Origin of the sequence: Streptomyces sp. NPDC051452, from assembly GCF_044454765.1 — a bacterium.
GTDB lineage: Bacteria > Actinomycetota > Actinomycetes > Streptomycetales > Streptomycetaceae > Streptomyces.
Genome location: NZ_JBITEB010000006.1, coordinates 279409 through 302585 on the forward strand (window position 1 = coordinate 279409; position 23177 = coordinate 302585).

The following is a 23177-nucleotide window of genomic DNA, read 5'->3' on the forward strand; positions in this document are numbered from 1 at the left end:
CTTCTACGGGCTTCGAGGAAAGGTCCAGTTACTTCTCTGCCGCGTCGCCGTGCGCGCCTTCCGGGGACCACCACGGGATGTGCCGGTCGATGGGGTCGATCGGCATGACGGCCTTGAACATGTCGTTCTCCACGTTTGCCAGGCGCGCGTCGTATGGTCTGCCGACCGCGGCGAACGCCCGGTTGATTCCCACCCGTTGGCGGTCGATGGCCTTGGAGTGCCGCTCGAACGTGCTGGCCGGCTGCAGCAGGAAATAGGTGCGCTGATCGCCGTAGGTGTGTCTCGGCGAGGTGTCCGGATAGCAGGGGGCGAAGGAGACCACGAAGAACAGTTCGCCTTCGATCATCGCGTACCATCTCTGGTCCGGCTGCGGATCGTCGGGAATGTAGACGCTCGGGAAGAGGTCGGTGAGTGTCGCGTAGAAGCGTCGTGTCAGGTTCACCAGCGCGTCCAGCGTGACACCGAGGGACGGGTCCTCGAAAGTGACGATCATCCCGTCACGTGCGCGCTCGTCGGCCGTGCGGAAGAAGTCCGCGATGACTTCCCGATGCCCTGTGAGTTCCTTCTCGATGTCGGCCGTGGCGATGGTGACGCCGGGGCCCATCTGCGACGGTTTGGCGAACGGGCAGTACGTCTTGCGTGTGATCTCGTCGAAACTCATACCGGACTCCCCGCCTTCACGGCCGCACCGGAGGCCACCGTGGCCAGGCATCCGATGACGTAGAACCACCAGCTGGCGACCACGACGGCGACCAGGACGTAGAACATGACGACGGGCGCGAAGTGCTGGAGGAGGAATCCGCAGAGAATCGGGCCCAACGCGATGCCGATATGGATCAGGTTCTGTGCGCCGAAGTAGCTGCCGCGCAGATTCTCGGGGGCGATGGAATCGATGAACGTGAACTCCGCGGGCACCACGATGACTTCGCCGAGACTGAAGACCACCACGGCGGCGACGATGACGGCCGCGTTCGTGGAGAGCGACATCGCGAGCAGCCCCACCGCGAAGGCCGCCGTCCCGAGGGTCAGCCATTTGAGCAGGGTGTCCTGCTTCAGCCGGCTGCCGAGGACGTACTGGGAAGTGATGACCACCGCCGCGTTGGCGGCCGAGATGTAGGCGACCAGCCGGTAGGCGACATCGCGGTCCTCCACCAGGACGAGGTACTGCGACATGAAGGTCAGGAGTGGCCCGTACACCACGATGCTGAGAACACCGCCGATGGTGAAGTAGGCCAGGCGCCGGTCCGATCGCATGGTCCGCAGCACGTCGCGGAACCTGGGCGTCTCCTCCTCGGCCTGCTCTTCCGCGGCCGCGGCCGGCGTCGCGTTCACGTCCGGCACGAACCGGCGGCGGAAGATCACCAGGGGCAGCAGGGACGCGCCGATGATGCCGGCGCTGAGGACGAACGGCCCGCCCGAACCGACCGCCACGGTGGCGACACCGAGGAAGGGGCCCACCGCCGCACCGATGTTCTGCAGCGAATAGCGCAGCGAGAACACCTTGGTGCGGTTCTCGGGCGGTACCAGCTCGGAGAGCAGGGCACTGCCCGCGACGCCCATGGTCGAGGAGGCGACGTTGGTCAGCAGCAGGACGGCCGTGACGCTCAACGGGTCGTGGAGGACCGTGAGGCTGAGGTAGAGCAGGACGATCGCGGTGTCGAGCGCGACGATGAGGTTGATCTTCGTCACGCGGTCCGCCACGTAACCGCCGTAGACGCTCGCCACCGTGCCGACGAGTACGCTTCCGCCGATCACGTAGCCGATGCCGGCCCCGCCCATGCCCACCGTGTCGTAGAGGTAGATGGGCATGTACGCGAGGATGGCGAAGAAACTCAGGCCTCGCGCGGCCGTGGAGACGAGCAGGACCTTCATCGCGAACGGCAGTTCGCGGATCATGGTCAGGAAGTTCCTCATCGGCCCACCTCTGCCGTGATCGTTTCGAGCGTGCGGATGATGGACTCCTTGATTTCGTCGATCCGGGTATCGTCGAACACCTCGGGGTGATAGCCGACGATGATTTCGAGCTGTCGGCCCGGGATCACCGTGATGCCGAGCGGGTAATGGGAGACGCCCTTCATCCCCTGTGTCCGTTCACGCACCCACAGCCCGTCGCCACCGCTTTGCTCAAGGGCGTCGGCGGGATAGTTCTGGAAGACGTAGCAGGTGTCGAACAGCTCGTCCGTGCCGAACAGCCGCTGAATTGCCGTGAGTTCCGTGGAGCGGTACGGGAACGTCGCCAGCTGTGACTCCTGCACCCGGGCCATGGTCGCGCCGATCGGCTCGCCCGGTTCGACGCGTACCCGCAGCGGTACGGTGTTGATCAGCAGCCCGACCATGGACTCGGCGCCGTCGAGATCGGCGGGACGCTCGGAGACGGTGTTGCCGAACACCACGTCGTCGCGTCCGGTGAGACGGCCGACCACCACACCCCACGCCGTCTGCACGGCCGTGTTGAGGGTCACCCCGGCCTCGGCGGCCCGACGTCGCAGCGAACCGGTCGACTCCGCCGACAGCGTGACGGTGGTGGTGCGCGGCGGGACGCCCTGAGCCGGCTTCGCCGCGTGGACCCTGCTCGGCCCGTCGACGTCCGCCAGGTAGCCGCGCCACGCCGACATCGCGGCAGCGCCGTCCGACGCCTCGACCCACGCCAGGTAGTCCCGGAAGGGCGGTGCCGCCGGCAGCTGTTCGCCCCGGTACAAGGCGAACAACTCCTGCCACACCAGTGTCGCCGACCAGCCGTCGAGCAGGATGTGGTGGTCGCTGACGAGCAGGCGGTGCCGCTCGGCGCCCAGCCTGAGCAGGGAGAAGCGCACCAGGGGAGGGGCCGCCAGGTCGAAGCGTCGGCGCAGGTCGGCGGCGAGAATCTCCGCCTCCTCGCATTCCTGCTCCGCCGGCGTGAGCCGGGACAGGTCGTGCACGGTCCACGGCACCTCCACCCGGTCCGGCACCACCTGCACCGGCCTTGGCAGACCGTGGTGCGTGAACCCGGCGCGCAGATTCTCGTGCCGCATCAGCAGCGCGTGCGCCGACTGCCGCAGCCGGTCGGCCTCCCAAGGGCCGTCCAGGTCGAACAGGGTCTGGCTCTGGTAGGGATCGGGGCCGTCGTCCGCGCCGGCGGTGTGCAGCAGGAAGCCCTGCTGGAGCGGGGCGAGGGGCAGGATGTCGCGCAGTCCGGGGTAGTCGGTCTCCAGTTGGTTGATGGCCGACTGCCTGACATCGACCAGGCGCACGTCCGACGGGGTCAGACCGCCCAGCTCCGGGTGCTTCGCCAGATCGGCCAGCGCACCGAGGAAGGCCACCCACCGGTCGGCGAGGGCGCCCACGGCGGCTTCCGTGAATCGGTTCGCGTCCCAGCACCACACGCTCTCCAGGGCGGTGCCGTCCCCACTCGGCCGGACCTCGATCCGCAGGGCGCGACCCGCCGTGTCCTCGTCCCCGCCCGGCCGCGCGTCGGCCGCCAGCAGCCGGAAGGACACCTGGGAGGCGCCGTACTCCGACAGTGGCCCGTCGGTCGCCGGATCGGCCGGCAGCGCGAGGCGGTCGCGGCCCGCTTCCGGCACGGCACGCACCTGCTCCTTGACCCGCTTCAGCACGCGCGCCAGGTCCCGCGGCTCGGTCAGCGCCTTGTCCAGGTCGGGTACGCCCGGGTTGAGACGCACCGGATACGCGGCCGCCGCCCCCGGCGTGGCCATGTCCAGCCGCATCCAGGCTCCGGCCCGCGGCAGGTAGGCGCGGCGCCACTCGACGAGCACGGGAGCGAGCGCGGCCAGTGCGACGTGTTCGGCGGCACAGTGGTACAGCTCCGGCAGGTGGGTCAGCAGGCGCTCGGCGCTCGTACCGGTCACGCGCCGGGTGAGACGGCCCTCGGGCCGGTCCTCGGCCGGCGGCCGCGCGGACACCGGGTAGGACGGGTCGGGAGTCGTCAGGATCTTCTGCCAGGCATCGACGTCGTCCGCCGTGACCTCGGCCGCGCCGTCCTGTGCCGGGCTCGCCTCGGCGATCCGGGCGGCCCGGGCCACCAGGGCCTCGACCGTCTGATCGTGGAAGACGTCACGCGGGGTGATCAGGAAACCCTCGGCGCGCGCCCTGCCGACGAGTTGGATGGACCGGATGCTGTCGCCGCCGAGGTCGAAGAAGCGGTCGTCGGTGCCGACCGCCGCCAGGCCGAGCACATCGGCGAACAGCGCGGCCATCGTCGCCTCCTGCGGCGTGGCCGGCGGCCGGCCCGTCCGGCTGGTGAACTCCGGTGCGGGCAACCGCCGGATGTCCAGCTTGCCGTTCGGGGTCAACGGCAGCGCGTCCAGGACGACGACGGCCGCGGGCACCATGTGGTCCGGCAGCCGTCGGGCCGCGTGGCGGCGCAGTTCGGCGGCGAGGCGGAGGCCGCGATCGGCGGCCTGGGGGTCGTTGGCGAGGTCACGCGGTGGGCGGGAGTCCCCCTCCGCGGCCAGGAACACGTCGGCCAACCCCGCTCCCGTGGCCGTCCCGTCGGCGAGGAACACCACGTCGAACCGGTCACCGGACTCGGTGTCCGTGCACGTCGGGTGGACGGTGTAGCCGAGGCTCGCGCCGAGTTCGCACAGGAACTCCGGGTCGACGCCGGACGGTGCGACAGCCGCCTCCGGCAGATCCCGTACGAGGGTGTCGGCGCCGCGAGCCACCCGTTCCGCGATCGCCACCTGGGCGGCCACCCGGCCGTTGGGGACGCCGGTGACACGCAGCGCCCGCGGCCGGTCCGTGGTCAGCCGGGTGCCGATGTCCTGGGTGCCGCTCCACTCCCGCTCGGGCACGTCGGCGAGGGACACCAGGTCCGCTCCCCGCTTGTGCAGGACCACGTCGTAGCGGAAGTCCGTCAGCTCGTTGCGGAAAGGGCTGCGCTTGAGTCGCACGTCCACACCGGCGACGTCCGGCACCCATTCTCCGATCCGCGCGAAGAACACCGGATCGAGCAGCAACTCGGCCTCCAGCTCCTGCTGGTGGGCGACGAGATGGCGCACCGTGGACAACGAGTCGTCGGCGTGCGCGCCGTCGTGCAGGACGACGGCGGTGACGAAGGCCCGCAGCAGTCGCAGATCGCGGATGTCACCGAGCAGGATCCGCCCACCGGGGGCGAGCAGTCCCATCGCCTGGCGCAGCACATCGATGAGGTAGTCGACGCTGGGGAAGTACTGCGCCACCGAGTTGATCACCACGGTGTCGAAACGGGCCGGCGCCAGCGCGCCGATCTCGTGCGCGGCCATCGTGTGCAGATCGACCCGCTCGTGCAGCTCCGTGCCGGCGACGGCCGCGCCCAGGGCCTGGATCAGCGCGTGGGAGAAGTCCACACCGGTGTAGGAGGCGCAGTGCGGCGCGACCGGGCGGAGGATCAGCCCCGACCCGACGCCCACCTCCAGCACCCGGTCCGGCCGCAGCTCCAGGATGCGGTCGACCGTGGCCGTCTGCCACTGGCTCATGTGTTCCAGCGGCAGCGGCTCGTTGTCGTAGCTGGAGTTCCAGCCGGTGAAGTCCTGCTCGGCGCCGAGATCCCGCTGCTCGCTGTACCCCTGCTCGTGGATCTCGTGCCAGGTGCCGACGTGACCGATGTCGTGGGCTTCGCCGGGTTCCCGGGAGTCGTCGGGTACGACGTAGCCGACCAGCTGCTGATGCCCCGGGGTGTCCTCGCGGACGATGACGGCCGACTGCGCCACGTTCTCGTGGTCCTTCAGCACGGCGCCGATCTCACCGAGTTCGATCCGCATGCCGCGGACCTTCACCTGGTCGTCGGCTCGGCCCACGAAGTCCACCACGCCGTCCGCGCGCCGGCGCGCGAGGTCGCCGGTGCGGTACATGCGCGCGCCGTCGGGTCCGAACGGGCAGGCCACGAACCGCTCGGCGGTCAGACCGGGCCTGCCGAAGTAGCCGCGGGCCAGACCGTCGCCGCTGATGTACAGCTCACCGGTGACCCCCGGCGGGACCGGGCGCAGCGTGGCGTCGAGGATGTACACCCTCGTGTTGGTCAGCGGACGGCCCACCGGCACCGAGGACTCCTCGTACCCGTCCGGGCCACTGCCGCACTCCCAGTACAAGGTGTCGACGGTGGCCTCGGTCGGCCCGTACGCGTTGATCATCCGGCGGCCCGGCGCCCAGGCGGCGGCGAGCGCGGGCGGGCAGGCCTCACCGGCGACCATCACGTTGCCGCAGTCCGCGAGCGCGTCCGCGGCCATCCCCCCGAGAATGGTGGGGGAGAAGGTGATGTGTGTCGGCCGGTACCGGGCCGTCACCTCACGCTGGCGGTCGGCGGAGAGCAGCTCGTCCGGCGAGGTCAGCACCACGGTCGCGCCGGCGAGCAGGGTGCAGCACAGCTCGCAGAACGTGGGGTCGAAGTTGATGGAGGAGAACTGCAGGAACCGCGAGCCCTCCTCGAGCCCGAACCGCTCCAGGTAGTTGTGCGCGAGGTTGGGTATGCCGCGGTGCGTGACGGCCACACCCTTGGGGCGTCCGGTGGAGCCGGAGGTGTAGATGACGTACGCCAGGTCGTCCAGGCGCAGCGCCTCGCGACGGTCCTTGTCCGTCGGCGCGTCCGCCCGGTGGCGGTCGAGCGCACGCACCGCGTCCGGGTCGTCGAGTTCGAGGCGCGGCACCCGCCGTGCGTCGTCGGGCAGGTGGGACACGACGTCGCTCGTGGTCAGCAGCATGACCGGCGCACTGTCGGCGATCATGAAGGCCAGCCGGTCCGCCGGATAGCCGGGGTCCAGCGGCAGATACACGCCGCCGGCCTTCAGGATGCCCAGCAGCGCCGTCAGCAGCTCCGGGCGGCGCCGCATCGCGAGTCCGACCACGTCGTCGCGGCCGACGCCGCGTGAGATCAGCCAGTGGGCGATCCGGTTCGACCGACGGTCGAGCTCGGCGAAGGTCAGCTCGGTGTCCTCGTGGACGAGCGCGACGGCATCCGGGGTGCGGGCCACCCGATCGGCCAGCAACTGCGGGTAGGTGGCCTGGGGAAGTTCGAGGTCGGTGTCGTTCCACTCGTGCAGCACCAGGCGCCGCTCGGCCGCGCCGAGAACGTCGATGGATCCCAGCGGGCGGCCCGGGTCGTCGGACACAGCGCGCAGCACCCGCAGGAGCCGTTCGATCAGCGTCCGTGCCGTGGACCGGTCGAACAGATCGGTCGCGAACTCGATCTCGCCGCCCAACCCGTCCGGTCGTCCGTCGGCCGTGAACCGCTCGGTCAGCTCGAACGTCAGGTCGAACTTCGAGGTGCGGGTCGGCACCACCTCGTGCTCGGCCGTCAGCCCGTCCAGCCGCCACCGTGGCGCCACGTTGTTCTGGAGCACCAGCATGACCTGGAAGAGCGGGTGGTGGCTGGTCCCGCGGGCCGGGTTCAGGACGTCCACGAGGTACTCGAACGGCAGGTCCTGGTGCTCGTAGGCGGCCAGGTTGGACGTCCTGACCCGCGCCAGCAGGTCGGTGAACGCCGGGTCGCCCGACGTGTCGGTGCGCAGTACCAGGGTGTTGACGAAGAACCCGACGTTCTCGTCCAGGGCGCGGTCGGCGCGTCCCGCGAGGACGCTGCCCAGCGGGATGTCCGTGCCGGCGCCCAGCTTCGTCAGCAGGGTCGCCGTGGCCGCCTGCAGCACCATGAAGAGGCTGACGCCCTCCTGCCTGGCCAGCTCGGAGAGCCGGCCGGCCAGCTCGGCGGGCACCTCGAAGGGCACCACGTCGCCGCGGTAGGTGGCCCGCGCGGGGCGGGGACGGTCGGTGGGAAGCTCCAACAGCTCGGGTGCACCCTTGAGTTGCTCGCGCCAGTAGGCGAGCTGGCGCGCCATGAGACTGTCCGCCTCGTCGGCCGAGCCCAACAGGTCGCGCTGCCACAGCGTGTAGTCGGCGTACTGGACCTCCAGCGGCGCCACCGTCGGGGCCGTGCCCGCGCGGTGGGCGCCGTACGCGTCGCAGAGGTCGCGCACCAGCGGGGCGAGCGACCAGCCGTCGCTGGCGATGTGGTGGATGCACAGCAACAGCACATGCTCGTGCGCGCTGGTGCGGAACAGGTCGACCCGTACCGGGATGTCGGTGGTGAGGTCGAACAGGTGCCGCGCCGCGGCGTCGACGGCCTTCGGCAGTGCCTCGTCGGTGACCTCGTGCACCGTGATGTCGGCGGCGGCCGCCACGGCGTCGTCCGACGCGTCGACCACGATCTGCTCGGCTCCCAGTGGGCCGTCCGAGAAGCGGGTGCGCAGGCTCTCGTGCCGCCACAGCAGGCGGGTGATCGCCGCGCGCAGCGCGGTCAGGTCGAGCTCGCCGCTCAGCCGTACGGCGATCGGCAGGTTGTAGGTCGAGGCGGGACCTTCCAGCCGGTGCAGGAAGTACAGCCGTTGCTGGGCGTACGACAGCGGCAGCGAGGCACCGCGGTCCATCGCGCGCACGGCGGGCCGGGCCTCCTCGGCGTCGGCCAGGCACCGGGCGAGGGCGGCCGGGGTGCGCTCGTCGAAGACGGACCGGATCGGCATCTCCACGCCGAGTTCGGCCCGGACGCGGGCGACGAGGCGGGTGGCGAGGAGCGAGTTGCCGCCGCGGTCGAAGAAGCTGTCGTCGGCGCGGACGTCGGCGACCGCCAGTACCTCACGGAAGAGACCGGCCAGCGCGCGTTCCCGCGGGGTGCCCGGCTCGCGGCCCGCGCCGGAACCGGCGAAGTCCAGCGGGGGCAGCGCCTTGCGGTCGACCTTGCCCGCCGGAGTCAGCGGGAACCGGTCGAGGACCGCGATGCCCGCGGGCACCATGTACGCCGGCAGCCAGAAACCCAGGGCATGGCGCAGCGCGTCCGCTTCGGGCGCGTGGCCGGCCGCCGGTACGACGTACCCGGTCAGCTGGGGTACTCCCGGGATGTCCTCGCGCATGACCACGCGCGCCTGGGCGACCGGCGGCAACCGGCGCAACGCCGCCTCGATCTCGCCGAGTTCGACGCGGTAGCCCCGGATCTTCACCTGCTCGTCGACGCGGCCGACGAAGGTCAGGGTGCCGTCGGCGCGCTGTCGCACCAGGTCCCCGGTGCGGTACATGCGGCTCCCGGGGGCGCCGAACGGGCAGGCCACGAACCGTTCGGCGGTGAGCGCGCCGCGCCCGTGGTAGCCGCGGGCCAGACCGTCCCCGGAGAGGTACAGCTCGCCCGTCGCGCCCTGCGCCACCGGTGCCAGACGGTCGTCGAGGACGTGGACCGCGGTGTTCCACAGCGGGGAGCCGATGGTGACGGGTTCCCCCGCGACCACCGGTGCCAGCAGCGACCAGATGGTGGTCTCCGTCGGCCCGTACAGGTTCCACACCTCGGCCGCACCGGCGGCGAGGAAGTCACCGAGATCCTGCGGAAGTGCCTCGCCACCGCACAACAGGCGTGCCGGGAGCGGCAGTTCGCTCGGGCTCCAGCCGGCCTCCCGCAGCAGTTGCCACAGAGCCGGAGTGCCCTGCACCAGTGTGGGCCGGGCCGCGACCAGATAGCGGCGCAACGCCACCCCGTCCACCGCGGTGTCCCGGGACACCAGGTGCACCACGGCGCCGTTGACCAGCGGCAGGTACAGCTCCAGACCGGCGATGTCGAACGAGATCGAGGTGGTGGAGAACACCACGTCACCGGAGTGCACCCGGAACCGGTCCGAGAGGCACTCCAGGAAGTTCGTCAGCGAGCGGTGGGTGACGATCACGCCCTTGGGGCGGCCCGTCGAGCCGGAGGTGTAGATGGTGTAGGCGCCGCGGTCCGGGTCGTAGCCGGGGTTCGACGCCCCGGCCGGCGCCGGATACGGATGGTCGTCCCGCTCGTCCAGGTACAGGTGCGCGGCCCCGCCGAACGCGGCGGTCTCCTCCAGACCGGTTGCCGTCTCGCGGGTGGTGAGCAGCGCCCGAGGCCCGGCGTCGGCCCACATGTAGGCGAGCCGGTCGGGCGGGTAGTTCGGGTCCAGGGGCAGATACATCGCCCCCGTCTTCAAGGTGCCCAGCAGCGCGGCGACCAGGTCGGGGGAGGAGGGCAGAAGGACCGCCACGACGTCTTCCGGGCCGACACCGCGGTCGATCAGCCGCCGCGCCACCTGGTCGGCCCGGGCGTTGAGCTCGCCGTAGCTCACGACGGTGTCCCCGGCGACCAGCGCCGGCGCCTGGGGCGCCAGGGCGGCCTGCTCCTCGAACCGGCCGACGAGACCGGCCGTTCGCTCCTCGCCCCGGCCCAGGTGGCCGATGGGCTCGAGTTGCGTGGTCATGAAGTCTGTTCTCCCGCCTCGACGCCCCGCCGGGCGGGGGTCAGGTCCGTCCAGCTCCGCTCGATGTGCTCGACGCAGGCCGTCCGCGGTTCGGGCCCGAAGACGGTGCGCCACCCGCCGGGCACCTCCGCGAAGCCCGGCCACAAGGAGTACTGGCCGGCGGTGTTGCGCAGCACGAGGTACTCGCCCGCGGTGTCCTCGAACGGGTTGGTGGCCGTGCTCTCCATGACGCTCACTCCTCGCCCAGGTAGTCGACGGTGCGGGCCGCGAGGTACGAGGCCTCTTCGATGCAGAGCCGCTGTCCGTAGAACTCCGACCGCAGCACCTCGGCCGTCAGCTCGCCGGTGACCACCGAACGCCAGTCGTCGAGCGTGAAGTTGTCCCTCGCCAGCAGCATGAGCAGATCGACGTCGGCGGGCTCGGGGCGGTAGGAGGTCAGGGCGTGCGAGGTGTTGAGGAAGGAGGCGTAGAGGCGTTGGCAGAAGGCTTCGGCCCGCTCGTCGAATCCCATGTCCGTGCCGAACATGGCGGCCGCCGAGTACCGCAGCACCCGTTCCAGGTCGACGTCTAGCGGGGTCATCGCCGGATACCGGTCCGTGGTTCCCGACATGCGCAGCACACCGTCGTAGAAGTCCACCAGCAGCTCGTTCTCCGACATCGCCTCGGTGGAGCGCAGTTCGAGGTAGCCGTCGACCACGACGGTCCGGCCGACGCTGAGACCGCGGTCGGCGGCGATACGGCCCAGTTCCAGGCAGAGCGCGCCACCGGCGCAGGAGCCGAAGAGGTGGAACTCCTCGTCGCCGAACTCGTCCTGGAGCAGATCGGCGTAGAGCGCGGCAAGACCCTGGATGCTGTCCGGCACGCTCGCGGCGCCCTCGATCAGCAGCGGGGACTGCAGTCCGAAGCAGGCCCGGTCGATGCCGAGTTCGCGAACGAGCCGGCCGTAACCGTCCACCATGCCGTGGCCGGCGTGCACGAACACGATGGGTGTCCGGGTGCCCTGGTTGCTCATCCGGATCAGCGCCCGCTCGGGGTTGGCGGCCTGCGGCTGCGCCTTCTCCGCGCTGAGGTCCGCGATGGTCTGGAACCGCAGCAGGTCGCCCATGTTGATCCGCCAGCCGAGGCGCTGGTTGATCTGCTCGATGGTGACCAGCGCCGACAGGGAATCGCCGCCGGCTTCGAAGAAGTTGTCGTCCGTGCCCACTTCGTGCTTGAGGGTGGTGCTCCAGATGTCCTGGAGCATGTGGTGCACCAGGCTCGGCTGCGAGGGGCCCGCCGACACTGTGGCGACCGTCTGCGCTGCGTTCATGTGCTGAGTCCTTTTCGGGAATGTCGGAGGGCGAATGGATCAGGCCAGCACGGGTCCCGGCCCGACCCGGTGCGACAGACCTCGTCGCCCGTCCAGATGGACGTAGACCCGGTGGAGCCAGCGGTCGCTGCCGTCGTAGCGGGGGGTGAACTCGGTACGGCCGTGCACCACGACGCGGTTGTCGAGGAACGCCATGTCACCCGGCCGCAGGACCAGTTCCGAGGCCACCTCGGCCAGGGCGCCGCCCAGCCGGCGCAGCGCGGCGGCCGCCTCGCCGTCGGTCGCCCTGGTCGCGTTGAAGTCGACCCGGATGTCCGGGTCGTCCGGGCAACCGCCGAGGACGCCGTGCGTGAGGGCCGCGTCGCCCGCACGGAACGACGGGGGTGCCTCGGTGACGAAACGCGGCTCGCGCAGGAGCGCCACGTCGGCGTCGTCGAGCAGCACCCGCGCCTTCCTGATGGAGGAGAACAGGGTGCCCGCCTTGCCCTCGTGGTCGCTGCGCAGGCAGAGCAGTCCGATGAGGTCCGGCCGATGCGGGTGGAAGGCGTTCTCGTTGTGCAGTTCGAGCTCGACGGATCCGCCGTTGCTCTGCGAACGCGCGAGCGACGGCACCGGTACGACGTTGTGCACCAGCGCGCCGTGCTTCTCGTCGCGGAAGGCGAACACGTCGCCGATCTGCTGGCCGAGGAGCATCGCCGTCGTGGCGGGGGCGGTGGCACCGCGCTCCACCGAGTCCGTCACCGACGGGGTGTCGGGCAACGCCTCGGCGTCGACGGGCAGATTGCCGATCAGCAGGGTTCCGTCCGGGCCGGGCTCGCTGCGGAAGTTCCGCAGCGATTCCAGCAGCCGGACCGGCAGCCGGCAGCTGTGCAGTCGGGCCCGGGTCAGCCACCGCGGATCGTCGACCCGGCCGTCGGGCGAGGACCGGTTCAACTCCTCGACCAGCGCGCGCACCCGGGTGCGCTCCTGGTCGGTCAGCGTCATACTCGACTGGTCGACGTGCTGGTGGATCCGATGGTCAAAGACGACAGAGGACATGTCCGATCCTTTGGTGGTTTCCGCAGCCGTGAGGCTGAACGGCAGGCGGCGTCCGCTCGACCGGGCCGATTGGGCACGGTCCGCGGTGCCCGCCGGCTACGCGCTGACCGTGGCGGACATCTCGTGCTCCACGAGGTCGCGCAGTGCCTCGGGGCAGCGGAGGAACTCCCAGTGGTCCCCCTCCAGCACGTGGAAGGTGGCGTCGGCGCACTCCTCCCATCCCGGCCACACGGCGTCCTGGGGGACGACACGGTCCTCGGTCCAACCGATCACCGACACGGGGATGTCCCGGCTGGGCAGTGCCTCGGCCCGGTAGCCGCGCTGCACGCGCAGATCGGCGAGCATGGTCTCGGCCGCGATCTCGACGAACTCGGCGTGCAGCCGGTAGCCCAGGGCCGCGCAGCGTTCCTCGATCTCCGCGACCAGGTCGACCTCGGCCAGGTCGGCGAAGTTCAGCCTGCCGTACAGCCCCTTGTGCGGGGCGCCCCAGCCGGAGGCGAACAGCCGCTGCGGAACCGGCAGCCCCTGCCGCTCCAGGTGTGCCGCGGTCTGCAGCAGGAACGGCACCGCACCGCAGTGCCCGATCAGCGCGTACGGCCGGTCCAGCCGGTCGGCGATTCCCGCGGCCAGGCCCTCGGCGAACTCCTGATGGCTGCCGACCGTGTCCTCGCCGAACCGGTTCTCCCGTCCCGGGGGCTGCACCGCGCAGAACCTGCCCCCGCCGAACCGGCGCGGCCACCGGCTGAAGGAGGAGGCACCGGTGCCGGCGTAGGGCAGACCGAAGACCAGGTAGTCCCCGTCGGCCGGTACGGGTTGCAGGGTCCAGCGGCTCATGACGGCTCCCCGAGATGGAGGACCACGTTCATCCGGGCCATCCCGTTGATCCAGTTGGAGGTGAGGTGGACGGGCTCCTCGGGGATCTCGAACCGTTCCACGTGCTCCGCCAGGATCTCGAACAGCACCGTCAGCGCGGCCCGGGAGACCATCGCGCCGATGCAGTAGTGCGGTCCGACGCCGAACCCCAGGTGGGGGTTGTTGCCCCGGTCGACGCGGAACTCGTACGGGTCGTCCCACACGGCGTGATCCCGGTTCGCCGAACCGACCCAGCCGCACAGCCAGTCGCCCTTGCTGATCGCCGTGCCACCGAGTTCGGTGTCCACACTGGCCCGCCGCACCAGATGATGCGTCGGGGACGTCCAGCGAGTGCCCTCGTCGATCAGGGCGGGTATCAACGTGGGGTCGGCGCGCACCGCCTCCCACAGGTGCGGTCGCTCCACCAGGGCGGTCACGATGTGGCCGGCCACGTGGGGGGTGGTGGCGTGCGCACCCATCATCAGGCTGTAGTAGTTGAGCGCCACATGCCAGTCGGTCAGCGGCTCACCGTCCAGGAGCAGCCCGGTCAGCGCGGTCATGACGTCGTCGCCCGGGTCGCCGGCCCGCATCCTGATCGCGGCGCCGAACAGATCGAGCAGATGCACATGTGCCTCGCGTGCCGCCGCGTGCGCGTCGAGGCCGCCGGTCAGGCCCGGCTCGTCGGGAGCGATGCTCACGGCCGACCAGTGCGCGATCTCGTCGCGCAACTCCTCGGGGATGCCCATCATCGGGGCGAGCATCGCCATCGGCAGGTGGTGCATCAGCCCGACGAAGTCACCCTTGCGGTCCTCCAGCAGGGGTGCCACGACCCGGCCGACCTCGCCGCGCAGCTGCTCGGTGCACCGGCGGATCATCGACCGGCCCAGCTTGCGCATCACCGGGTTGCGCAGCTGCGCGTGGCGGGGCGGATCGGTGACGGTCATCGTCTTGCCGGTCGCGGCGTCACCGACGCCCACCGAGCTGAGGATCGTGCCGTCCTCGGAGCTGAACCTGCGGTGGTCCTTGAGCAGTTGCTCGACGTCGGCGTGCCGGGTGAAGTTCCAGAAGCCGGTCCCATTGGGGGCCTTCTGCCACCATACGGGAGCGTCCTCACGCAGGGTCTGCCACAGGGTGTGCTGGCACGCGTCGCGGTAGGGCGTCGGGTCATAGAGGTCCACGCCGGTCAGCGGGACCCGTGCGTCGCGGGCGGGGGTCGTGATCTTCATCGCATGCCTCCGACCAGCTGCTGCTCTTCGACGAGTCCGGTGAGGCCGTGGACGGTGGGCCGGCGCATGAACTCCCGGGAGCTGATGGTGATGCCGAGGGCGCGCAGGTGCTCCAGCATCCGGACGCTGCGCAGGGAGTCCCCGCCGAGTGCGTAGAAGTCGTCCTCGACGCCCACTTCGTCCAACCCGAGCACGTCGGCCATCACCTGGGTGACCAGTCGTTCGGTGGCGGTGCCGGGCGCGACCATCGAGGGCAGGTCGAAGTCCGCGCGAGTGGCCCATGGGCGGGGCAGGGCCTTGCGGTCCACCTTGCCGTTGGGGTCGAGCGGCAGGGCGTCCAGCAGTACGTAGTGCGACGGGGCCAGGTAGGCGGGAAGGGCGTCGGCGACCCAGCGCCGCAGCCCCGCGGTGCTCAGCTCGGCCCGCGCCGCGGGAGAGGCGTAGGCCACGAGCCGCTTGCTGTTCTCGTCGTCGCCGACGGCCAGCACCGCCACCGCGCCGATCGCCTCGTGTGCCGAGAGCGCGGCCTCGATCTCGCCGAGCTCGACGCGGAATCCGCGCACCTTCACCTGACGGTCGGTACGGCCGATGAACTCGACCTCGCCGTCCGGGAGCACCCTGCCGAGGTCGCCGGTCCGGTAGAGGCGGCCGCCCGGCGTCCGGGAGTACGGGTCGGGCAGGAAGCGCTCCGCCGTCAGCGCGGCGCGGTTGTGGTAGCAGCGGGCCAAACCGTTGCCGCCGAGGAAGATCTCCCCGACCTCGCCGGGCGGGACCTCGCCCAGTTCGGCGTCGAGGACGTACAGGTTCTTGTTGTCCAGGACCCGGCCGATCGGCACCCGCTCGTAGGAGCGTTGCGTGTCGACCTTGTGCAGGGTCGCGAACACGGTCGTCTCGGTCGGGCCGTACGCCGCGTACAGGTCGCGCGACACCAGCCGCGCGGCGGCCTGCACGTGTTGCGGCGAGAGTACGTCCCCGCCGGTGAGGACCGTCCCGACGGCGCCGAACATCTCCACGTCGTGGTCGACGAGCAGGTGGAACAGGCCGGTGGTGAGGAACATCCAGTCGGGCCGGACCGTGCGCAGGGTCTTGCCGAGTTCCGCGACGGAGATCTCGTCCTTGCTCAACGCGGCGACGGTGGCCCCGCGGGCCAGGGCGCACCAGATCTCGAAGGTGGCGGCGTCGAAGGCGGTCGGCGCCAGATGCGCGACCACCTCGCCGCGCCCGATGGCCAGCCTGGGGTCCGACGCGATCAGGTCGGTGACCGCGGCGTGCGTGATGCAGACCCCCTTGGGGGTGCCGGTCGAACCCGAGGTGTAGACGATGTAGGCGAGATCCTCGGGACGGATGCCGGGGGCCGGGACTTCGCCGCCGTCCCCCTCCGGCGCGCCGGCGGCCGTCACCGCGGTGCGCATGTCGATGGCCGGGAACCCCTCGGGGCCCTCGCCACCGGCCGTCACGATGAGCGTCGCGCCGGAGTCGGAGAGGATGAGCTGTTGGCGCTGCGCCGGGTACTCCGGGTCGATCGGCACATAGGCGCCGCCCGCCTTGAGGACCGCGAGGGCCGCGACCACGAAGTCGGTGGACCGGGGCACGGCCACGACCACCCGCGACCCGACCGTGACGCCGTGCGCCCGCAGCACCCGGGCCAGCGCCGTGGAATCGGCGTCGAGGGAACGGTAGGAAAGTACGGTCCCCCCTGCGGTGACCGCGGCCGCGTTCGGGTCCTCGGCGGCGGCGTCCGCCACCCACTGATGGATGAGCTGGTGTTGAACCACTGCAATCTCCCCTTCGATCTCAGCGAGCCGTACGCAGGCTCTGCGGGCACAGGTCGAGCCAGGCTTCTTCGATGTGGGCCAGGCACTGCTCTCGTGAGCCGGCGACGCCCGCTTCCTGCCAGCCCGCGGGCACCGGCTCGCCGACGCGCCAGAGGGAGTACTGCGCCTCGTGGTTGCGGACCACGGTGTAGTCCGCCCCGTTCTCGGGCCCCGCGTTCGCGTGCGGCGCCTCAGCCGCCATTTCGTGCATAGTCATCCACCTCGAGATTCTGAGACATGCGTCGTTTCGCAATCCGTGGGAATCGGGATTTTCGTAGAGGGTGGTTCCGTGCGCGTCTCGCCGTACATCACGGCTCCCGCGCGGGGTTGCCGGCAGTCGGTTCACTGATACGGAATCCATGACCCGGATTCGATCGGACCGGCCGAGCGTCGCGGATATGCGGCGGTGCCGCGCGAGGGCCAGGGCGTGCCGGGTGATGTGTGCCGGGGGCTTCGGGCGATGAGGGGCGTGAGGGAAAGCCCGTCGCGGTTCGGGTCCGCCGTGCCGTGGGAGCGGTATGTGCGGCAGGTGCCGAAGCCGGCCGTGCGGGGGAGCGGGGGTGCCGTCCGTTCCAGTGCCGGATGGTTCAGCGCGCGGAGGTGCGGCGGGACGAAGTGCCGACACGGCGACCGCGTCGACGGATCGAGGAGCTCGTGTGCGAGGGTTGCCCGTCGATGACCAGGGGTCGAATCGACCGGTCGGAGAGCGTCGGGTGGGTCACTGCCACCCGAAGTCCCCGGGTACGACCGTGACGCCGTCGGCGGCCTGGACCGATGTGGTGTTCTCGGCGGTGGCGCCCACGGCGAACACCAGAGGAATTGCACAAGCCGCGATAAGAATTGCTCGCTTAATACGTTCCATGATTTGCCTCCCCGTTTCGGCTGTCGCAGCCGCTCTTCTCTCTTTCGATGGTTCGATCCTCACCGAAGCGGACGGCCGGTACCAGCCTTCAGGCCTGGCACATTGTGCTCCTGGCAGTTTCATGCCTGTGCCGGCAGCGAGAGCGCGCTGCACTCCAGGAGCAGCCATTTGCTCACCGGCCCCTCGCCTCGGGCGACGGCGGCCCAGAGCGTGCGTGCGTAGGCCTCGGCGCTCGAACCGTCCTCGGCCGCAACGAAAAGGACACCGCGGGCGCCTCCGCGGCTCAGGTGCAGCCGAATGTGCTGCAACCGTTCGTATCGTGCGTCATTCTGCATGAGAGCACTCCTCAGCTCCTCCTCCGCCGCGGGCGGCGCGGGAGCGGAGAAGGACCACGCAGTAGCCACCAGGAACACTGTGCCCCTCTCGGGATGAGTGTCGGGCCAAGAGTCGTACGGGGAAGGAGAGACGTGCTCCACACTTGGGGGGTGGGAGATGCCACCGACGCCGTCTACCGCGAGATGCTCCGCAGTCCGGGCATCGACGTAGCGAGTCTGAGTACGAAACTGGACCTGACTGAAAGCCAAGTGCGGGACGCACTCGACAAGTTGGCGGACCTGGCCCTCATCAAGGCTTCGTGGGACGGGGCCGGCAGCGCCCGCCCGGTGAGCCCTCATCTGGGGTTCCAGGCCCTGTGGGCGAAGCGCCAGGCCGAGATTGCCGGCCAGCAGCACGCCCTGGACGAGGCCCGTGCGCGCATGGCCTCGCTCATCGACGACTACATGAACGAATACGCCGGTGCGCGCGGATCCGGGATGGAGAAGCTCACGGATCTGAACTCCGTCCGCAACTATCTGGAGAAGCTCGCGGCGGAGACCGAGCAGGAGTCGCTGGCCTTCGCGCCAGGCGGACCCCAGACCGAGGCCAACCGGCTGGCCAGCCGGCCTCTCCTCACGGACCTGCTGTCACGTGGAGTGTCCATCAAGACGATCTACCTGGAGAGCATCCGCAACGATGCCGGATCCGTGGAGCACTCCACCTGGCTCGCCACTCAGGGCGCTGCCGTTCGCACCGTCCCCCACCTTCCCTTCCGTATGCAGATCGCCGATCGCAAGGCGGCGCTCATCCCCCTCGCGCTGGAGGACTCCGCCCAAGGAGCCCTCCTGATCGAGGAACCCGCGGTGGTCTCGGTGCTGTGTGCTCTGTTCGACATGGTGTGGGCCACGGCCGCTCCATTGGGAGAGGCCGCATCGGCGGACGAGGGACTTTCGGCCCAAGAGCATGAACTCTTGCGGCTGTTGGCCCAAGGGCTCACCGACGACGGCGTGGCCCGCAAGCTCGGCGTGTCCATCCGTACGGAACGACGCATGGTCACCAAGGTGTCGGAACTCCTCGGTGCCCAGAGCCGCTTCCAGCTGGGGCAACGAGCCGCCGAAATGGGTTTGTTGTAGACCGACCCGGCCCCACACGGACACCGCCGGGGGTGTGGGAGTTCCGCGCTCCCGGCATCTGTTCGTGACTGCAGTGTTCCACGCATGGCGCGGCACGGGCATTCGTTCCGGTGGCAGGAAATAGGCAGGGCACATTTATGCCAAAAGGACGGCCACAACTGAGACGGGTCATTCCGCCGGCCCCTGGGCATGTCCGGGCCGCGGAGACACCGGCCCTGGCATGCCAGGCTTCGACGCACCGACCCCTGTCCATGCCGGGTCTCGGTGGTCGGCCCCGGAAGCCCTTCGGGTGTTGATCAGGCAGCCAGGGCGACGGAGGATCTCGTAGGTCGGCGAGGGCGACAGTGGGGTCCCGGTCTGGTCGGGTGACTGGCAGGCCGGCGCGTTGACCTCGGCGACCTGCGGCGAGGTGAACGAGGGCGGTCGCCCCGAGTGCCTGCGGTCGGACAGGGCGGTCGCCCCGAGCGCCTGCGGTCGGACAGGGCGGGCGGGCCGCCGGCCGCGAACCCGCCCCGCCAGGTCCGCACCGTGTTCACGTGCATCCGCGACCGCGCGGCGACCCGGGCGCTGGGGCAGCCTCGGGCCGCCGGAAGCACGATGGCTGCCCGCCGCCGGGCCTGAGGCGGTGTCTGGTGACCATAGGCCGATGCCACCGACCGGTGGGTCCGGTTCGGTGGCCTGCGGATGTCGGTGAGGGTCGTCTCAGGTTTCGGGATGGGCCAGGCGGCCGAGCAGGGCTACCGCGTCGTCGAGGGGCACCGGTTGGAAGAACCGCGCGTCGGCGTGCTCGACGGCGGCGATCGCGCGTGGGGCCAGGTCGGCGCCCGTGTCGGTGACGCGCAGTCGTTTGGCGCGGGCGTCGGCCGGGTCGGCTTCACGCTCGATGAGCCCTTTGTGTTCCAGGACGCGTAGTACCTGGGAGGTCATCTTGACGTCGGTGCCGGCTTGGCGGGCCAGGGCCAGCTGGTTGGGATGCTCGCCCTGGGTGTTGAGCCACCAGGTGCAGGCGAGCAGCACGAACTGCACATGGGTGAGATCGAGCGGGCCCAGGGCTGTGGCGATGTCGCGCTGCCACCGCAGGGTGGCGTGCCACAGCAGGAATCCGGGGCTGTCGCCGGGGCTGAGGGGCATCAGCGAAGCGCCAGCTCGGCCAGCGAGGCCATTGTCTCGGGCCAGTCGGCGGTGATGCCCGGGCCGATCTGCGGGCCGGCCTCGTCGGCGCCGGTGCCGGTGATCTCCATCCGGTACGTCACGCGGATCCGGTTCTCGTCGATCCGGTCGATCCGGTGGACGGTGCGCAGCAGCAGACCGTCGAAGCGCGCCTCGTCGACGAACAGTTCGTGTTCGACCACCTCAGCGATGCGCAGCAGTACCGGGTCGTCCCCGGGCGGCGTCATCGTGATCTGCGTGCCCGCCGCGAACGGGCCGTTCATCTCGATCTTCTCGATCTCGGCGTTCCAAGTGCCCCAGTTCTCGACGTCGGCCCAGAGCCGCCAGATCACCTCGGGGGCGGCGCCGGTCTCGATGCTGTGCTCGTACTCCCACATGATTGCTCTCCTCGTCCGAATAATCTATGCGTAGATTATCTGTGCGGAGACTATCCGTCCAGTCGACCACCTGGGCGTGTCGGGTCGCGGCACCGGGGGCGGGGATCACGCTTCGGGCCGGCGCGGCGGTGATTCCCGAACGTGGCTCCAGCCAGTCGACCCGCCGCACGAAGGCGCTGCCCGGTGCGAAATACTCTCCCGGTGAGTTCACGCACTTCCCCGATCGGCCGGCCGGTCACGATACGGCGGGCCGTCGCGCGGGATGCCAAGCGGCTCACGCGGCTCGTGCGTGGCTCGGGCGCCTACGAGGGCAAGTACGCGGCCGCGGTGGCGGGCTACCGGGTCGGTCCCGACTACATCGAGGCCCATCGCGTCTTCGTGGCCGTCGGCGCCGACGAGCGTGAAGCCAGGGTTCTCGGGTTCTACTCGCTCGTCCTCGCGCCACCGGAGCTCGATCTGCTGTTCGTCGCCGACGAAGTGCAGGGGCGGGGTATCGGGCGGCTGCTCGTCGCGCACATGCAGTCCGAGGCCCGTGCCGCCGGGCTCGACCGTCTCAAGGTCGTGTCGCATGTTCCCGCCGCGGACTTCTACCACCGCGTCGGTGCGGTGCGGACCGGGACCGCGTTCGCGAACCCGCCCGTCGTGCCCTGGGACCGTCCCGAGTTCGAGTTCCGCATCCCTTCGGAATGACGCGGTGTGGGGTGCTCCGCACTCTCAGGGCCCCACGCTGGAGGGTCAGGACCGCCACTCGTGGGCTGCCACCTCTCGAGGTGCGGGTGTGCCGCGGCCGTGGGGCGCCGCGAGCGTCGGGCCGGTCCGACGGAGCTGCCTGAACCGTCCGCGGACTGGTCGAGGCGAGACCGGCCAGGCCGGGTTACCTCTTCTTCGAGCGCGCGAAAATCTATGCCCGCCAAAGTAGACATTGGGTGGCAGTCTGGTTATGGTTTCTCTCGTAGTCGAGATCGAGCGAGGCCCGGAGAGATGAACTGCCGGGCAGCAGTACCCGCAGTTGCGGTTGGCAGGGCGGTGCGGTGGTGGAGTTCCGAAGCCAGAGCGGTTGCAGGACGGCGACGGGACTGACGACCGGACCGGGTGGCCCGCAGTGATCAGGGGCCGCCATGAGCAGTACCGGTAGGTGCAGGTTCGCAGCGCCCAGCAGTCAAGTGGGTGAGCGGTACCTCGGTGAAGGCGTCGGCTGCGGGCGCGCGCACCGGGAGGCGGCAGTGGGGTCCCGAGCCGGAGCAGACGCAGTACGGGCGACGGAGTCGGCTGCCGAAGGGTGGCGCTGTTCGAGGCCACCAGCGGTTCGTAGTTTCCGTAAGTGAGTAGTTGATCAAGAGGGAAGAACGGAGGAGCCGAGCGCCATCAGGATCGCCCGGGTGGAATTCTCGGACCCGGGTACCGCAGGACATCGATAGTGAGGTGGTCTCCGGTCAAGCAACCGCGATCCCCGCGCCCCCGACAGCGTCTCGGTCGGGTCCGCGGAAACAGAAGGCCGGTGCAGTATCAGGGCCGGCAGATGGTGTAGTAGTTCCTTCGGGGCCCTGGTGCCAGTACGGCGCCAGGGCCCCTCCACGCGTGCCACAGAGAGGTGCAATGACAGCAGATGACACGTTCGGCCGTCTCGACGACGACGACTATCCCGCCTACACCATGGGCCGGGCCGCCGAGATGCTCGGCACCACACAGGGCTTTCTCCGCGCCATCGGCGAGGCGCGTCTCATCACCCCACTCCGCTCCGCAGGCGGCCACCGCCGTTACTCCCGCTACCAGCTGCGCATCGCCGCCCGCGCCCGGGAACTCGTCGACCACGGGACCCCCATCGAGGCGGCCTGCCGGATCGTCATCCTGGAAGACCAGCTCGAGGAAGCCCAGCGCCTCAACGCCGAATACCGCCGCGCCGCCGAAACGGCGAACCCCACCGCAGCGGCATGAGATGAGCGTGCCCGTCGGCGTCGGCGGGCATCGCACGCACGGTCTCGGTGTGCCGCGTGATCATTTCCTATGGTGACGCGGCGTGTGGGCGTGTAGCGTCTGGGTCAGCTGTCGTGGTTCGGAATTCCCCATTGCCCGCGCCTGTGGTGTGGGCATTTTGCTGTGCTGTGCCGCAGGGACCAGGGCGATCACCTCCGCCTGCCACATGGAGTGGTAGGCGTTCATCGACTGGAAGGCATGAGACATGGCAACGGGAACTGTGAAGTGGTTCAACGCGGAGAAGGGCTTCGGTTTCATCGCCCAGGACGGCGGCGGTCCGGATGTCTTCGCGCACTACTCCGCGATCAACTCCACCGGCTTTCGTGAGCTCCAGGAGGGTCAGGCCGTGACGTTCGACGTCACCCAGGGCCAGAAGGGCCCGCAGGCCGAGAACATCAACCTGGCCTGACCTGGAAAACCTGCGGCGCGAGGAATCGCGTACGCCGCGTCCAGGTGGGCGCCGCCCCTGCGGGCGTGCGCCCACCTGAACGAACGCCCCTGATCTGTGGGGCCCGGGGCCGGTGCGCTTTGCGCCCGGCCGCGACGCGTTTCGTCGGTGTCGGTGAGCTCACGGGGACGCAGCGCGCGCGGACGATCAGGTCCGACACATCAAGGCTGTCGACGTTGCGCGACCGCCCCCAAGGTGCCACAACCCCCGGTGAACCGGGGGGCCTTCGCGCCTCCAGTCATCGGGACGTGTTCCCGATGACTCGTCATGTGAAGTGCGTTGCCACCCCGGTCGACCGGGGATTGCCGATGCGACCGCCGGCGCCCCGGAACCGGGGACAGCGCCCCGGAACCGGGGACAGCGCCCCGGAACCGGGGACAGCGCCCCGGAACCGGGGACAGCGCCCCGGAACCGGGGACAGCGCCCCGGAACCGGGGAC

The 23177-nt window shown here is 70.2% G+C and carries 18 protein-coding genes; 4 read left to right on the plus strand and 14 right to left on the minus strand.

Annotated features, from left to right (window positions below; genetic code table 11):
- Window positions 1-28: 28 nt before the first annotated feature.
- The 11 genes from ACIBA9_RS18005 to ACIBA9_RS18055 form a co-directional block, all read right to left on the minus strand.
- On the minus strand, window positions 29-661 hold the full coding sequence (locus tag ACIBA9_RS18005; RefSeq protein ID WP_399364007.1) for a hypothetical protein: 633 nt from the start codon (window positions 659-661) through the stop codon (window positions 29-31).
- Entirely contained in the window at window positions 658-1914 is a 1257-nt protein-coding gene (locus ACIBA9_RS18010) for an MFS transporter (RefSeq protein ID WP_399364009.1), read from the minus strand. The genes ACIBA9_RS18005 and ACIBA9_RS18010 overlap by 4 nt, the downstream gene beginning before the upstream one ends.
- Window positions 1911-10220: an amino acid adenylation domain-containing protein gene (locus tag ACIBA9_RS18015; RefSeq protein WP_399364011.1), complete on the minus strand. Its 8310-nt coding sequence runs from the start codon at window positions 10218-10220 to the stop codon at window positions 1911-1913. The genes ACIBA9_RS18010 and ACIBA9_RS18015 overlap by 4 nt, the downstream gene beginning before the upstream one ends.
- Window positions 10217-10447, minus strand: coding sequence for an MbtH family protein (locus ACIBA9_RS18020; RefSeq protein WP_399364012.1), 231 nt, complete (start codon window positions 10445-10447; stop codon window positions 10217-10219). Before ACIBA9_RS18020 ends, ACIBA9_RS18015 begins: the two co-directional genes overlap by 4 nt.
- Window positions 10448-10452: 5 nt before the next feature.
- Window positions 10453-11529 (minus strand): phosphopantetheine-binding protein, encoded by a 1077-nt coding sequence (locus ACIBA9_RS18025; protein ID WP_399364013.1) that lies wholly within the window; start codon window positions 11527-11529, stop codon window positions 10453-10455.
- A gap of 39 nt (window positions 11530-11568) precedes the next feature.
- On the minus strand, window positions 11569-12567 hold the full coding sequence (locus ACIBA9_RS18030; RefSeq protein WP_399364014.1) for a TauD/TfdA family dioxygenase: 999 nt from the start codon (window positions 12565-12567) through the stop codon (window positions 11569-11571).
- A 96-nt stretch (window positions 12568-12663) separates the two neighbouring features.
- Window positions 12664-13401, minus strand: coding sequence for a thioesterase II family protein (locus ACIBA9_RS18035; RefSeq protein ID WP_399364015.1), 738 nt, complete (start codon window positions 13399-13401; stop codon window positions 12664-12666).
- Entirely contained in the window at window positions 13398-14645 is a 1248-nt protein-coding gene (locus ACIBA9_RS18040; protein ID WP_393901652.1) for a cytochrome P450, read from the minus strand. Before ACIBA9_RS18040 ends, ACIBA9_RS18035 begins: the two co-directional genes overlap by 4 nt.
- Complete coding sequence (locus ACIBA9_RS18045) at window positions 14642-16420, minus strand: amino acid adenylation domain-containing protein (protein WP_399364017.1); 1779 nt, start codon at window positions 16418-16420, stop codon at window positions 14642-14644. The genes ACIBA9_RS18040 and ACIBA9_RS18045 overlap by 4 nt, the downstream gene beginning before the upstream one ends.
- Before the next feature lie 19 nt (window positions 16421-16439).
- A complete protein-coding gene (locus ACIBA9_RS18050) occupies window positions 16440-16676 on the minus strand; it encodes an MbtH family protein (protein WP_399364019.1) in 237 nt (78 codons plus the stop codon).
- Between the two features lie 764 nt (window positions 16677-17440).
- A complete protein-coding gene (locus ACIBA9_RS18055; protein WP_399364021.1) occupies window positions 17441-17656 on the minus strand; it encodes a hypothetical protein in 216 nt (71 codons plus the stop codon).
- 150 nt (window positions 17657-17806) lie between these two features.
- On the opposite strand from ACIBA9_RS18055, the gene ACIBA9_RS18060 reads away from it, so the two are divergent.
- On the plus strand, window positions 17807-18769 hold the full coding sequence (locus tag ACIBA9_RS18060) for a helix-turn-helix transcriptional regulator (RefSeq protein WP_399364023.1): 963 nt from the start codon (window positions 17807-17809) through the stop codon (window positions 18767-18769).
- A 296-nt stretch (window positions 18770-19065) separates the two neighbouring features.
- Here ACIBA9_RS18060 and ACIBA9_RS18065 read toward each other — a convergent pair whose 3' ends face one another.
- Genes ACIBA9_RS18065 through ACIBA9_RS18075 form a run of 3 tightly spaced genes read right to left on the minus strand, consistent with a single transcriptional unit; the run spans window position 19066 to window position 20316 of the window.
- On the minus strand, window positions 19066-19422 hold the full coding sequence (locus ACIBA9_RS18065; protein WP_399364025.1) for a helix-turn-helix domain-containing protein: 357 nt from the start codon (window positions 19420-19422) through the stop codon (window positions 19066-19068).
- Between the two features lie 49 nt (window positions 19423-19471).
- On the minus strand, window positions 19472-19900 hold the full coding sequence (locus ACIBA9_RS18070) for a MarR family winged helix-turn-helix transcriptional regulator (RefSeq protein WP_399364027.1): 429 nt from the start codon (window positions 19898-19900) through the stop codon (window positions 19472-19474).
- Window positions 19900-20316 (minus strand): polyketide cyclase, encoded by a 417-nt coding sequence (locus tag ACIBA9_RS18075; protein ID WP_399364029.1) that lies wholly within the window; start codon window positions 20314-20316, stop codon window positions 19900-19902. The genes ACIBA9_RS18070 and ACIBA9_RS18075 overlap by 1 nt, the downstream gene beginning before the upstream one ends.
- 201 nt (window positions 20317-20517) lie before the next feature.
- Between ACIBA9_RS18075 and ACIBA9_RS18080 the strand changes: the two genes are divergently transcribed.
- The 3 genes from ACIBA9_RS18080 (at window position 20518) to ACIBA9_RS18090 (ending at window position 22699) form a co-directional block, all read left to right on the plus strand.
- Window positions 20518-21006 carry a GNAT family N-acetyltransferase gene (locus ACIBA9_RS18080; RefSeq protein WP_399364031.1) on the plus strand — a complete coding sequence of 163 codons (489 nt, stop codon included), beginning with the start codon at window positions 20518-20520 and terminating at the stop codon, window positions 21004-21006.
- Between the two features lie 906 nt (window positions 21007-21912).
- Window positions 21913-22251 (plus strand): MerR family transcriptional regulator, encoded by a 339-nt coding sequence (locus ACIBA9_RS18085; RefSeq protein WP_399364033.1) that lies wholly within the window; start codon window positions 21913-21915, stop codon window positions 22249-22251.
- Between the two features lie 244 nt (window positions 22252-22495).
- Entirely contained in the window at window positions 22496-22699 is a 204-nt protein-coding gene (locus ACIBA9_RS18090; RefSeq protein ID WP_030052720.1) for a cold-shock protein, read from the plus strand.
- Window positions 22700-23177 lie beyond the last annotated feature (478 nt).

Excerpts from the sequence above, each read along its gene's own strand:
- ACIBA9_RS18005 (WP_399364007.1), bottom strand. The coding sequence starts at position 661 with ATGAGTTTCGACGAGATCACACGCAAGACGTACTGCCCGTTCGCCAAA.
- ACIBA9_RS18010 (WP_399364009.1), bottom strand. The coding sequence starts at position 1,914 with ATGAGGAACTTCCTGACCATGATCCGCGAACTGCCGTTCGCGATGAAG.
- ACIBA9_RS18015 (WP_399364011.1), bottom strand. The coding sequence starts at position 10,220 with ATGACCACGCAACTCGAGCCCATCGGCCACCTGGGCCGGGGCGAGGAG.
- ACIBA9_RS18020 (WP_399364012.1), bottom strand. The coding sequence starts at position 10,447 with ATGGAGAGCACGGCCACCAACCCGTTCGAGGACACCGCGGGCGAGTAC.
- ACIBA9_RS18025 (WP_399364013.1), bottom strand. The coding sequence starts at position 11,529 with ATGAACGCAGCGCAGACGGTCGCCACAGTGTCGGCGGGCCCCTCGCAG.
- ACIBA9_RS18030 (WP_399364014.1), bottom strand. The coding sequence starts at position 12,567 with ATGTCCTCTGTCGTCTTTGACCATCGGATCCACCAGCACGTCGACCAG.
- ACIBA9_RS18035 (WP_399364015.1), bottom strand. The coding sequence starts at position 13,401 with ATGAGCCGCTGGACCCTGCAACCCGTACCGGCCGACGGGGACTACCTG.
- ACIBA9_RS18040 (WP_393901652.1), bottom strand. The coding sequence starts at position 14,645 with ATGAAGATCACGACCCCCGCCCGCGACGCACGGGTCCCGCTGACCGGC.
- ACIBA9_RS18050 (WP_399364019.1), bottom strand. The coding sequence starts at position 16,676 with ATGACTATGCACGAAATGGCGGCTGAGGCGCCGCACGCGAACGCGGGG.
- ACIBA9_RS18055 (WP_399364021.1), bottom strand. The coding sequence starts at position 17,656 with ATGCAGAATGACGCACGATACGAACGGTTGCAGCACATTCGGCTGCAC.
- ACIBA9_RS18070 (WP_399364027.1), bottom strand. The coding sequence starts at position 19,900 with ATGCCCCTCAGCCCCGGCGACAGCCCCGGATTCCTGCTGTGGCACGCC.
- ACIBA9_RS18075 (WP_399364029.1), bottom strand. The coding sequence starts at position 20,316 with ATGTGGGAGTACGAGCACAGCATCGAGACCGGCGCCGCCCCCGAGGTG.
- ACIBA9_RS18085 (WP_399364033.1), top strand. The coding sequence starts at position 21,913 with ATGACAGCAGATGACACGTTCGGCCGTCTCGACGACGACGACTATCCC.
- ACIBA9_RS18090 (WP_030052720.1), top strand. The coding sequence starts at position 22,496 with ATGGCAACGGGAACTGTGAAGTGGTTCAACGCGGAGAAGGGCTTCGGT.